Genomic DNA, 12,080 nt, shown 5'->3' on the forward strand with positions numbered 1-12,080 from the left:
CCGGATTCAGGAAGTCCGGTAGCGACTGGAAGCCCATCCATTCGGTGGAGCGCTGTTCGTCTACCGTCGTGGGGGTGAGGTCCACCAGGCGGACGTCACGATAGCCGGCGCGTTGCAGCCAGAGTTGCAGGGCGGTCGCGGAGGGCAGGAACCAGACGTTGCGCATCTGGGCATAGCGGTCTTCGGGTACCAGAACGGTGGTGGCATCGCCTTCGACGACCAGGGTTTCCAGGACCAGCTCACCGCCGCTGTCGAGGCAGTTCTTCAGATCCAGCAGGTGGTCGATGGGCGAACGACGATGGTAGAGCACGCCCATGGAAAAGACGGTATCGAAACCGCCGTCCAGTACGGGCAGTTCTTCCAGTGTCAGTGGCAGGTGCCAGGTGGGCAGGTCGGGCAGATAGCGGCGCAGGGCCTGGAATTGGCAATGGAACAGCCAGTTGGGATCGACACCCAGGACCAGGCTGGCTCCGGCGCCAAGCATGCGCCACTGGTAGTAGCCATTGCCGCAGCCGACATCCAGGACGCGCTTGCCCTGCAGATCCAGGTGAGGGGAGACCCTGTCCCATTTCCAGTCGGAGCGCCATTCGGTATCCAGGTGGAGATCGAACAGCTGGAAGGGCCCCTTGCGCCACGGACGCAGTTGCAGCAGTGCCTCGCGCAGGGCCTGGTGCTGCTCGGCTGAAGGCACGCCGACGAGGCGCACGGCCTCACGCAGTTCGACAGCCGCTACAGCGATTTCGGGGAGCGCATCGACACCCGCTTGCCAGCGCTGCAGATCGCCGTGGCCGCGGGCGTACTTGGCGGCCAGGACGGCTTCGAGGGACTGGGACCAGGTGGCCAGCGGGGTATCCGCCAGCGCCCGCTGCAGGGCTGCGAGGTAGGAAGGCTGGGTCATGGCAGGGCGATCAGGGAGGTGAAGTTGAGGCATTGGAACCAGGGCACGACGGTGGTGAAGCCGGCGGCCTGGAGGCGCGCACGGTGTTCGTCCAGGGTGTCGGTGAGCATGACGTTTTCCAGCGCGGTGCGTTTCTGGGCGATTTCCAGCTCGCTGTAGCCATTGGCTCTCTTGAAGTCCAGGTGCAGGCCGTTGAGCAGGGCCTGGGTCTCGGTCTCCGGAAAACGGATCTTTTCCGACAGCAGCAGGGCGCCGCCGGGCAGCAGGCTGGCGCGCAGTCGGCTGAGCAGGCCCAGGCGCTGTTCCGGGGCGATGAATTGCAGGGTGAAGTTGAGGGCGATCACCGAAGCCGCCTCGAGCGGGACTTCGAGGATATCGGCTTCCACCACCTCTACCGGGAGCAACTCCTCATGCATGGAGTCCTGGGCGCTGAGGTATTCGCGGCAGCGGGTAACCATGGCGGTGGAGTTGTCGATGGCCACCACCCGGGTACCCTCGGTGCGGACATGACGGCGCAGCGCCTGGGTCACGGCGCCCAGGGAGCAGCCGAGGTCATAGAGGCGGCTATGGGGCTGGGCGAACCGTGCGGCGATGACACCGAGATTCTCGACGATGGTGGGATAGCCCGGCACGGATCTCTTGATCATGTCGGGAAAGACGCGCACCACGTCTTCGTTGAAGGTGAAGTCGGCAGGAGGCTGCGGTGACGCGAACAGGCGGTCGGCTTCGCTCATGGGCGGTACCTGGAAAATCGAAAGGGGGCATTGTACCCCCGGCAGGCACCGCTGGACGTGGGCTCAGCGGATTTCGATACGGCAGTCGAAGCGGGCCTGGGGCTCGGCATCGGCATCCCAGGGCTGGCGAGCCTGGAGTTCGAGATGGGCGCTGCCGGCGCTCTGGGCGCGGAAGCGCCAGAGGGACTGACCGGCGCTGCCGATGCCGCCCTGGTCCTGGCGCTGTTCGCGAAAGACTTCCGGGCCGAGTTGCCTGAGGTTGTCGCTGCGCTGGAGGATGGTCCAGCGATAGCCGCTGGTGGGATCGCTGGGCAGGGTCAGGGTCAGTTCCTGGCCGATGTGCATGGCCAGCGGGGTGCAGTCGCTGTCGTCACCCAGGATGAGGTTGCCGCTCGGCTGGGTGCTGCTACAGCCGGCCAGGAGCAGACAGCCGCAGAACAGAAGACGGTTGGACATGGAAACCTCCGGGGTATGACGGCAAAACGCAGAGCATACCCCAAGAGGTCGGACGGTCAGACTAGAAGAGCACCTTGGCCACGTCGGCGAAGCGCTTGGCGAAGTGGACGGTCAGCCCCTCCTTGAGATAGGCGGGCAGCTCTTCGAAATCACCGCGATTGGGCTCCGGCAGGATCAGTTCACTGATCTTCTGCCGCCGCGCCGCGATGACCTTTTCCCGTACCCCACCAATGGGCAGCACCTGGCCGGTCAGGGTCAGCTCGCCGGTCATGGCCACGTTCTTCTTGGGCGCCTGGTTGCGCGCCAGCGACAGCAGGGCGGAGGCCATGGTGATGCCGGCACTGGGACCATCCTTGGGCGTGGCGCCTTCGGGTACGTGCAGGTGGACGAGGGCCTGGTCGAAGAAGTTCGGATCGCCCTTGAAGTCCTTGAGATGCGCGGTGACGTAGCTGTAGGCGATCTCGGCGGATTCCTTCATGACGTCACCCAGCTTGCCGGTGAGCTTGAAGCCGCGATTCAGGGTATGGATGCGCGTCGCCTCGATCGGCAGGGTGGCGCCGCCCATGCTGGTCCAGGCCAGCCCGGTGATGATGCCGACCCCGGACAGCACCTGCTCCTTGCGGAAGGGCGGCATGCCCAGATAGTCCTCGAGATCCGAGGCGCCGATCTTGATCTTGAGCTTGGGGTCCTCGATGAGCCTGACCACCGCCTTGCGCACCAGCTTGCCCAGCTGCTTCTCCAGCTGGCGTACGCCGGCCTCGCGGGCATAGCCTTCCACCAGGGCCTTGAGGGCACTGTCGGTGAGCGTCAGGCGATCCTTGGGCACCCCGGCCTTGTCCAGCTGCTTGGGCCAGAGGTGGCGCTTGGCGATGGCCTGCTTTTCCTCGGCGATATAGCCGGAGAGGCGGATGACCTCCATGCGGTCCAGCAACGGACCCGGAATGGAGTCCAGGGTGTTGGCGGTACAGACGAACAGCACCTTGGACAGGTCGAGGCGCAGATCCAGATAGTGGTCGAGGAAATCGACGTTCTGCTCCGGATCCAGGGTCTCCAGCAGTGCCGAGGCGGGATCGCCCTGGTAGCTCTGGCCCATCTTGTCGATCTCGTCGAGCATGATGACCGGATTCATCACCTTGACGTCGCGCAGGGCCTGGACGAGCTTGCCGGGCATGGCGCCGATGTAGGTACGGCGGTGGCCCTTGATCTCGGCTTCGTCCCTCATGCCGCCGACACTGAAGCGATAGAAGGGGCGGCCGAGGGATTCGGCGATGGACTTGCCGATGCTGGTCTTGCCCACCCCGGGCGGACCCACCAGCAGCACGATGGAGCCGGTCACCTCACCCTTGAAGGCGCCCACCGCGAGGAATTCGAGGATGCGATTCTTGATGTCGTCGAGCCCGGCGTGGTGCCGGTCGAGCACCTTGCGCGCGTGCTTGAGATCGAGCTTGTCCTGGCCGTGGATACCCCACGGCAGATCGGTGGCCCAGTCCAGGTAGTTGCGGGTGACGCCGTATTCCGGCGAGCCGGTCTCGAGGATGGACAGCTTGTTCAGCTCGTCGTCGATGCGCTTCTGCGCGGCTTCGGGCAGGATCTTGCCGTCCAGGCGCTGGCGAAAACCTTCGATGTCGCTGCTGCGATCGTCCTTGGTGATGCCCAACTCCTGCTGGATCAGCTTGAGTTGCTCCTTGAGGAAAAATTCGCGCTGGCGCTCGTTGATCTTGCGATTGACCTCGGCGGACAGCTCCTTCTGCAGACGCGCGACCTCGACTTCCTTGCGCAGCAGCGGCAGGACCTTTTCCATGCGCTGCAGCATGGGCACGGTATCGAGCACCTGCTGCAGTTCGTCGCCCGGCGCGGTGGTGAGGGCGGCGGCGAAGTCGGTGAGTGGCGAGGGGTCGTTGGGGCTGAAGCGATTGAGATAGTTCTTCAGCTCTTCGCTGTACAGCGGGTTGAGGGGCAAGAGCTCCTTGATCGCGTTGATCAGCGCCATGCCGTAGGCCTTCACCTCGTCGCTGGGATCAGGACTGGGGCGCAGGTGCTCGACTTCCACCAGATAGGGCGGACGCTGCCGGCGCAGCCAGCCGCGGATGCGCACCCGCGACAGGCCCTGGGCCACGAACTGCAGCTTGCCGTCCTGGCGGGTGGCATGGTGGATGCGCACCAGGGTGCCGTGCTGCGGCAACTGGTCGGGATCGAAGCCGTCGGCATCGCCGGGTTGCTGCTCCATGTAGAACAGCGCCAGGCAATGGTGGTCGGTCTTGGCCACCAGCTCCAGGGTTTCCGCCCAAGGCTCTTCGTTGACGATGACGGGCAGTACCTGCGCCGGGAAGAAGGGCCGGTTGTGAATGGGGATGACGTACAGCTTGTCGGGAAGATTCTGGCCGGGTAGCACCAGACCGGTCTGGCCGGCTTCTTCGCTGAGAATGTCCGCTTGGTTGTCCTGATCGCTCATTGGCGTACCTTGGGCTTGGATGTAGGGCCAACATGGGGCGAGGGCGCTGCTTTTTCAACGCAGGCCGAGACCTGTCCTTCTTGACCGCCGGGCACCGCTTGAAGTGCGACGACCGGGGCAACGACTGACCGTCGCGACGATAAAGATTCCCCCGAGACTGCCGCTAAAGCTGAAGTCACGCCGCGAAGCCGGCGAGAGTTTCCAAGGGCGCGCGGTGGAGAACAGCGGGTGAACAAGCGACATCTAGTAACGGGATTGCTGGTCTTGGGCCTCGGCAGCGCGCAGGCGGCGCCGGTCGCCGTGCAGGTCGTGGACAGCCAGGGAGCACCCCTGGCCGATGCGGTGGTTATGCTGTCGGCGCCGGGACTGGTGCCCGAGCGGCGGCCCGCGGCCATCGACCAGCAGAATCGGCGCTTCGTCCCCCATGTCCTGGCGGTGGCCACCGGGACGGCGGTGAGCTTTCCCAATACCGACGACATCCGCCATCAGGTCTATTCCTTTTCCAGCCCGAAGCGCTTCGAGCTGCCGCTCTACCACGGGCTTCCCAGCACGCCGGTGGTGTTCGACCAACCGGGCGTGGTGGTGGTGGGCTGCAATATCCACGATTGGATGGTGGGATACGTCTACGTGACCACCGCCGGGCGCTCCGCGGTGACCGACAGTCAGGGCCAGGCCCGCCTGGAGGCGCCGGACGGTCATTATCAGCTGGCACTGTGGCACCCCGACCTCAGCGACAAGCAGGAGGTCGCCCAGCCTGCGCTGGACGTGGCGGGCAAGCCGGTGACCCTGAAACTCCAGCTGGCGGTTCAGCCGAAGCCGCAGTCCGTGGAGCCGGCGAGCTCGGCTTTCGAGGATGCCTTCCACAAGGCCACGCACGATGAAGCTCATCCATAGTTTCCAGACCCGCATCGCCGGCAGTCTCTTCCTGCTGATGCTGGTGGTCATCACCCTGGTCTATCTGACGGTCAAGGCCGCCACCGAGGCCAGTGCGGTGCGCCAGTCCTATGACCAGCTCGACACCGGGGCGCGGGTCTTTCGCCAGGTGCTGGACGGGCGCTGCCGCCGGCTGAACGATGCCGTGCGGGTGCTCGCCGCCGATTTCGGCTTTCGCGATGCCGTCGCCAGTGGCGATGTGCCGACCCTGAGGTCGGCGCTGGCCAACCATGGCGCCCGGGTGGGCGCGGGCGATACCTATCTGCTGGACCTGGACGGCCGGCTGATCGCCAGCACCGTGGCGGCGCACAGCGAAGGCGAGCGGCTGCCCGTCGCGGTGGCGTCGGGCAATGACGGCAGCTGTGTGCTGGCGGGTAACGGCCTGCCGCAGTTGCGGGTCACGGTGCCGGTCCGGGCTCCTGTGCCCATTGCCCAGGTGGTGATGAGTTTCGCCATGGATCAGGCCATGGCCGAGGAATTTCGCTCGCTGATCAACCTGGACGTGGTGTTTCTCGGCGAAGCCGCGCTGATGGCCAGTACCCTGCCGGAGGAGCAGGGACGGCTGCTGCTGCCTGAGTTGGCGAATGCGCCCAAGGGCAGCGATAGCTGGCAGCTAACCCTGGGTGATCGCCGCTATCAGGTCAAGCGGCTGACCCTCGGCCCCGCCGACCATCCGGTACAGGTCTATCTGCTGCGTTCGCTCGATCTGGCCATGACCGAGTTCGAACCCCTGCTCAGGCAACTGGCGCTGATCGCCGGCGGTGCCCTGCTGGCGGCCCTGCTGGGCGCACTGTGGCTGGCACGCAACCTGGCCCAGCCGTTGCGGCAGCTGTCGGTGATGTCCTGGCGGATCGGCCAGGGGGACTACGGGGTCAAGGTGGAAGTCCAGCGCCGGGACGAATTCGGCCGCTTGGCACAGGTGCTCGAAGAGATGCGCCAGGGCATCGCCGAGCGCGAGCAGCGGCTCAATCACAATGCCTTGCACGACGCCCTGACCGGATTGCCCAATCGCATCCTGGCCGAGGAACGCCTGCGGGTCTTCATCGCCACCCAATCCCAGGTCTCGCTGCTGTACCTGGGGCTGGATGGCTTCCAGGCGATCAATGAAAGCGCCGGGGTCGCCGGGGGCGATCGGATGCTCAGGATGGTGGCCGAGCGGGCGCAGGTGCTGCTGGCCGGCCGTGGCTGCGTCTCGCGACCGGTGGGCGACGAGTTTCTCGTGCAGTTCTGCCGCGTCGGCCTGGAAGGCGCGGTGGGGCTCGCCGAGCAGCTGCGTCTGTCGCTGGCCGAGCCGATCGAGTGGGAAGGCCAGCTGTATCGTCTCAGTTGCCGCATCGGCGTCGTCGAATATCCGCGCCATGGCGACGATCCGACCCAGCTGATCGAGCGCGCGCGCAGCGCCATGCTCGATGCCGGGCAGTTGCCGGATCGCCTGCGGGTCTATGATGAAGGACGGGATGCGGCCCAGCAGCGGCGTCTGCAACTGGTCCACGATCTGCCGCTGGCGGGCGAGCGGGGTGAATTGATGCTGGTGTTCCAACCCAAGGTGGCGCTGCAGGGCAGCGGGCCGCACCAGGCCGAGGTGCTGCTGCGCTGGCGCCACGCCGAACTGGGCATGGTCTCGCCGGGTGAATTCATTCCCCTGGCCGAGCGCAGTGGCAGCATGGCCGGACTCACCCGCTGGGTGATCCAGGCGGCGATCCGGCAACTGGCGCTCTGGCAGACCCAGGGCCGCGAGGTCAAGGTGTCGCTGAACGTCTCGGCGGTCGACCTGGCCGATGCCCGACTGCCCGAGCGGGTGATGGGCTGGCTGGATGACGCCGGCGTCTCGGCGCGGCAGCTGACCTTCGAGATCACCGAGAGCGCCATCATGGCCGATCCGGAAGCGGCCATCGCGCTGCTGACCCGGCTCTCCGTGCTGGGCATCCGGTTGTCGGTGGACGACTACGGCACCGGCCAGGCTTCCCTGGCACACCTGAAGCGGCTGCCGGTGGACGAATTGAAGATCGACCAGTCCTTCGTGAAGGAGCTGGCACCGGGTAACGATGACGCCGTCATCGTCCGCTCGACCATCGAGATGGGCCACAACCTGGGTCTGGAGGTGGTCGCCGAAGGGGTCGAGGAAGCCCGAGCCCTGGCGCTGTTACGCAGCTGGGGCTGCGATGTGATCCAGGGGTACTACATCAGCCGCCCGTTACCGGCCGTGGAATTCGAGGCCTGGATGGAACGGCAGAGCCAGCCGGTGCTGGAGGCGCTGTCATGAAGCGTGGCTGGCTGCTGGCGGGGTTGCTGCTGGCGACCGGGGTGCAGGCCGACGGCGGCAAGCTGCTGGCCACCGGCGGTGCCAGCAGTCTGGAAGGCGCGGCGGGCGGTGGTATCACGCCCTGGGCGGTGATCGGCGGCTATGGCGAAAGCGGCCAGCCCGGCGCCACCGCCTTTGCCACCCGGGTGTGGACCGGTGACTATCGGCTCGATGCCACCGGCGTCGCGGCGGCCTACGACAATCGGGTGGAAGTCTCCTATGCCCGCCAGCGCCTGGACATGCCGACCCTGCGGCGGTTGATGAAGCTCGAGGAAGACAGCCTCAGCCAGGACATCGTCGGCGCCAAGGTGCGCCTGGCAGGTGACCTGATCTACGACCGACTGCCGCAGATCGCCCTGGGCGTGCAGTACAAGCATCAGCGCGACTTTGGCATTCCTGCAGCCGTGGGGGCGCGGCGCGACAGCGATGTCGAGGGCTACCTGGGTGCCAGCCGGCTGTTTCTGGGCGGCGCCTTCGGCTACAACCTGCTGCTCAACGTCGGTCTCAGGTACAGCCGCGCCAACGAGATGGGGCTGCTGGGCTTCGGTGGCGATCGCAACGACAGCCGTCAGTGGCTCAAGGAGGGCTCGGCGGCGGTGTTCTTCAATCCCCAGTGGGCGGTGGGCATGGAATATCGCGAGAAGCCGCAGAATCTGTCCTTTACCCGGGAGAGTGACTGGGTGGATACCTTCGTCGGCTATTTCCCCAACAAGCATCTGTCGCTGGTGCTGGCCTATGCCTGGCTGGGCGAGATCGCCACCCTGGACGATCAGCAGGGCCTCTACCTGTCGCTGCAGGGGAGCTACTGATGCAGGCGAAGCCTCTGGTGCTGGCGGCGCTGCTGCTGATGCTGGGTTGCACGCCCCAGCCGCCGGCGGGCGATCGGCTCTATCAGGAGCTGGGTGGCCAGCCCGGCATCACCCGAATCGTCGAGGGGATGCTGCTCAACGTGGCGCGCGACGGGCGGATCCGGCACTACTTCGCCAATGTCGACATCGCGCGGCTGCGCAAGCTGCTCATCCAGAAATTCTGTGCCGATGCGGGCGGTCCCTGTCGTTATGAAGGGGCGAGCATGGCGGAAAGTCATCGCGGTCTGAATCTGCAACCCGCCGACTTCAATGCCCTGGTGGAAGACCTGCAACTGGCCATGCGGCGCGAGGGCATCCCGGAGCGGGCGCAGAATGCCCTGCTGGCGCGGCTGGCGCCGCAACGCGGCCAGGTGATCCGCCAGTAGTCTGCCGGCTGTCGCTGGTTTCGAACCTCGTCCGCGCCAGATCCTCCCTAGGCAAGATGCCTAAGAGAGGAATGACGCTTGAGCAAGACGACTTCTGCGGCCGATCTCGGTCTGACCCTGGCGCTGGGCGACGAGCCGGCGCTGTTCGGCTGGTTCCTGGCCAGCTACCTGTTCGGCAAGCGCATCTCCCAGACCATCGCTGCCCAGGCCTGGACGGTGCTCTATCGCAAATATGGCCGCGACACGCCGCGCAAGCTGCTCAATCTGAGCTGGCAGCAACTGGTCAACTATCTCGGCGAAGGCCACTACCGGCGTTATGACGAGAGCACCGCCACGCGCCTGCTGGATGTCTGTCGTCATCTGCAGGAAGACTATGGCGGCAGTTTTCTCAAGCTACGTGACACCAGCGCCGATCGTGCGGATTTCGAGCGCCGCCTGCAGACCCTGAAGGGGGTGGGCCCCAAGACCTGCGAGATCTTCATGCGCGAGGCCGGGCCCTTGCTGTTTCCCGACTGAATGCACACCGCCGGCATGGGGCCGGCGGTGTTCACGACGGACGGAAGACTGTTATTTGCCCAGGTCCGCCTTGAGACGGCTGCCGGCATAGGCCTGGGCGTCCTTGGCCTTCTGCACCACCGCAGCGGTGCCGAAGAACTCGTGGGTGACGCCCGGATAGACCTTGCGCTCCACTTGGACGCCGGCCTGGCGCAGGGCGGTCTCCAGGAAGCCACCGTCGTCACGCAGGGGATCGATCTCGGCATTGACGATGGTCACCGGCGGCAGGCCGGCGAGGTCGGCGCGAGTCAGGTCCAGGCGCGGATCCTTGAGATCGGCGGGCGTACGGGTCACCTGTTCGACGAACCACAGCATCATCGGCCGATTGAGCGGCTTGGCGTCCGCATACTGCTCGTAGGACGGGGTATGGGTGTTGGTCTGGGCCACCGGATAGACCGACAGCACGTGCTTGGGTGCGGTGAGACCGGCCTTGCGGGCGGCCACGGCGGTCGCCACCGCCAGGTTGCCCCCGGCGCTTTCACCGGCCAGGGCCAGCCGCTGGGAATCGCCGTTGAGCGAGCCGGCGTGGGTGGTCACCCAGCGATAGGCCGCCAGGGCGTCATCATGGGCAGCGGGAAACTTGTATTCGGGCGCCTGGCGATAGTCCACCGAGACCACGATGGCATTGGCCTGCTTGGCCAGACCGCGGGCGCCACCGTCGTAAACGTTGCGATCGGCGAACACCCAGCCGCCGCCGTGGAAGTAGAGGATGACCGGGAAGGGACCCTGGCCCTCGGGGGTGTAGATGCGGGCGGGCAGCACCCCGGCGGCGCCATCCACAGCACGGTCGACGCTGGTCACGCCGGGTACCAGGGCCTCAGGCTGGGTGGGACGACCCTCGTCCTGCAGGACACCCTTGACCGCATCGGCGATGGTAGGCTGTTGGCGGGCCTGCTGAGCGGTGAGTTTTTCCACGGCCTTGGGATCGAAGCTGGCGTATTTGTTCAGCACCTTCTGCATGTCGGCATCGGTGCGCGCCATGCTCTTGGCATTGCTGATCGCCTCGGCACCCAGAGAACGTTTTTCCGGATCGCGGGCGCAGCCGGTCAGAGCCAGACCGGCGCCAACCAGAGCGAGGGCGAGGAGGGTGGGTTTGCTACGCAAGACGGATAGCGGCATGGCGGAAATCCTGTGCGAATTCAGAGGGCCTACCTGCAAACCGACATGCTTATCGCGCGAGAGGTTCCGGCGGACCGCTGGCAGGTACCTGGCGATCGGCCTGCTGGGATTGCTGGGTAGCCAGGCCGTCGCCGAGCCGGCGGCCTACTGGCGCTGGCGCAGCAACACCGATGGTCAGGACTTCTGTACCCAGACGCCGCCGGGGCCGGGTTGGGTCCGGATCGCGGGGCCCTTTCGCGATCTGCAGTGTCGCGAGGCGGGCAGTCTGCCCCTGCGCCGCTGGGCCGCGCCGCCGCAACAGTCCCGCTAGTTCGAGGTTTCCGCCGCCTTGAGCAGCGAGGCGCCGAGCTCGCCTTCGTAACGCTGCCACACAGGGCGCATGGCGTCCCGCCAGCGCGCCCGTTGTTCGGGAGTGAGGGTGATGATCTCGCTGCCACCCGCGGCGGCGATGCGCGCCCGATCACGCTGGTTTTCCGCCTCGGATTGCTTTTTCACCTCGAAGGTCACCTGGTCGATGATCTCTTCCAGGGTACTGCGTACGGCGAAGGGCAGGGTGCGCCAGCGATCCGCCTTGACGATCAGCATGTAGTCGAGGGCGCCATGGTTGCTCTCGGTGAAATAGCGCTGCTGCTGGTCGAGACGCTGGCTCCAGTAATTGGACCAGGTGTTCTCGGTGGCATTGACGGTGCCCGTGGTGAGCGCCTGCAAGGTCTGGTTGAAGGGCAGCCTGACCGCCGTGGCGCCCAGGGCCTCGAACTGGCTCTGCAGGACGTCGGAGTTCTGGATGCGGAACACCAGTCCCTTGGCATCGCCGGGTTCGCGCAGGGGCTTGCGCGCCGACAGCTGCTTGAGGCCGTTGGGCCAGTAGGCCAGGCCGATGACCCCGGCTGGCTCCAGGCTCTGCAGCAGCTGGCGACCGCTGGGCCGGGCCTGGAAGTGATCGAGGGCCGCACGACTCTCGAACAGGAAGGGCAGGTCGAACAGCTTGAGCTTGGGACTGAGTTCGGTGAGTTTGCTGATCGCCGGCGCCAGGATGTCGACCTTGCCGTCCTGCAGCGCCTGGAGTTCGTTGGCATCGGTAAAGGCCGTGCCGCTGGGCAGCACCTCCACCTGGACCTGCCCGGCGAGACGCTGCGCCACCAGCTGCTGGAACAGCTGAGCACCCTTGCCCTTGGGGGTCTCCGGCGCTACCACATGGGAAAACCTCAGAGTAATGACGTCAGCGTAGCTGGATGTCATGGGCAGGGCGGCGGAGAGCAGGGCGCAAAGGCCCAGGATCGACGACTTCATGGCAGGTCCTGGTGATTTTTCTTGGAATCCTTGTAGGCGTACTTTACCAGTGCGACGTCAGGTCGCAGGGCCTGTGGGAAGGCGTTGGCTGCCGTTTGGCGGATGAC

Annotated in this window: 12 protein-coding genes; 6 read left to right on the plus strand and 6 right to left on the minus strand. The window is 65.9% G+C overall.

Going from position 1 to position 12,080, the window contains the following annotated elements:
- From cmoB to lon, 4 genes are all read right to left on the minus strand, one after another.
- Positions 1 to 898, minus strand: an 898-nt coding sequence (cmoB, locus tag POR01S_RS20570) for a tRNA 5-methoxyuridine(34)/uridine 5-oxyacetic acid(34) synthase CmoB (RefSeq protein WP_042138076.1), incomplete at its 3' end; no start/stop codon positions are given.
- Positions 895 to 1,632 (minus strand): carboxy-S-adenosyl-L-methionine synthase CmoA, encoded by a 738-nt coding sequence (cmoA, locus tag POR01S_RS20575; protein ID WP_042138078.1) that lies wholly within the window; start codon positions 1,630 to 1,632, stop codon positions 895 to 897. The genes cmoA and cmoB, both read right to left, overlap by 4 nt.
- Positions 1,633 to 1,695: 63 nt before the next feature.
- A complete protein-coding gene (locus POR01S_RS20580; RefSeq protein WP_007163011.1) occupies positions 1,696 to 2,088 on the minus strand; it encodes a protease inhibitor I42 family protein in 393 nt (130 codons plus the stop codon).
- A 61-nt stretch (positions 2,089 to 2,149) separates the two neighbouring features.
- A complete protein-coding gene (gene lon, locus POR01S_RS20585) occupies positions 2,150 to 4,540 on the minus strand; it encodes an endopeptidase La (protein WP_027601420.1) in 2,391 nt (796 codons plus the stop codon).
- 228 nt (positions 4,541 to 4,768) lie between these two features.
- Here lon and POR01S_RS20590 point away from each other — a divergent pair, with 228 nt between their 5' ends.
- From POR01S_RS20590 to POR01S_RS20610, 5 genes are all read left to right on the plus strand, one after another.
- Positions 4,769 to 5,434: a methylamine utilization protein gene (locus POR01S_RS20590; protein ID WP_042138079.1), complete on the plus strand. Its 666-nt coding sequence runs from the start codon at positions 4,769 to 4,771 to the stop codon at positions 5,432 to 5,434.
- Positions 5,418 to 7,736, plus strand: a complete 2,319-nt coding sequence (locus POR01S_RS20595) for a putative bifunctional diguanylate cyclase/phosphodiesterase (RefSeq protein WP_042138081.1) — start codon at positions 5,418 to 5,420, stop codon at positions 7,734 to 7,736. The genes POR01S_RS20590 and POR01S_RS20595 overlap by 17 nt, the downstream gene beginning before the upstream one ends.
- Positions 7,733 to 8,584, plus strand: a complete 852-nt coding sequence (locus POR01S_RS20600; protein WP_042138083.1) for a DUF3034 family protein — start codon at positions 7,733 to 7,735, stop codon at positions 8,582 to 8,584. The genes POR01S_RS20595 and POR01S_RS20600 overlap by 4 nt, the downstream gene beginning before the upstream one ends.
- Complete coding sequence (locus POR01S_RS20605; RefSeq protein WP_042138085.1) at positions 8,584 to 9,009, plus strand: group I truncated hemoglobin; 426 nt, start codon at positions 8,584 to 8,586, stop codon at positions 9,007 to 9,009. The genes POR01S_RS20600 and POR01S_RS20605 overlap by 1 nt, the downstream gene beginning before the upstream one ends.
- A gap of 78 nt (positions 9,010 to 9,087) precedes the next feature.
- The gene (locus POR01S_RS20610; RefSeq protein ID WP_042138086.1) at positions 9,088 to 9,525 is read left to right on the plus strand and encodes an HhH-GDP family DNA glycosylase; all 438 of its coding nucleotides are present in this window, start codon (positions 9,088 to 9,090) and stop codon (positions 9,523 to 9,525) included.
- 51 nt (positions 9,526 to 9,576) lie between these two features.
- On the opposite strand, the gene POR01S_RS20615 is transcribed toward POR01S_RS20610, so the two are convergent.
- Positions 9,577 to 10,683, minus strand: coding sequence for an alpha/beta hydrolase (locus POR01S_RS20615; RefSeq protein ID WP_007163018.1), 1,107 nt, complete (start codon positions 10,681 to 10,683; stop codon positions 9,577 to 9,579).
- Between the two features lie 109 nt (positions 10,684 to 10,792).
- Between POR01S_RS20615 and POR01S_RS20620 the strand changes: the two genes are divergently transcribed.
- Entirely contained in the window at positions 10,793 to 10,993 is a 201-nt protein-coding gene (locus tag POR01S_RS20620) for a hypothetical protein (protein ID WP_007163019.1), read from the plus strand.
- Here POR01S_RS20620 and POR01S_RS20625 read toward each other — a convergent pair.
- The gene (locus POR01S_RS20625; protein WP_027598412.1) at positions 10,990 to 11,973 is read right to left on the minus strand and encodes a DctP family TRAP transporter solute-binding subunit; all 984 of its coding nucleotides are present in this window, start codon (positions 11,971 to 11,973) and stop codon (positions 10,990 to 10,992) included. The two genes, POR01S_RS20620 and POR01S_RS20625, sit on opposite strands and share 4 nt — an antisense overlap.
- Positions 11,974 to 12,080: the final 107 nt, after the last annotated feature.

The organism is Pseudomonas oryzihabitans NBRC 102199, from assembly GCF_000730625.1.
GTDB lineage: Bacteria > Pseudomonadota > Gammaproteobacteria > Pseudomonadales > Pseudomonadaceae > Chryseomonas > Chryseomonas oryzihabitans.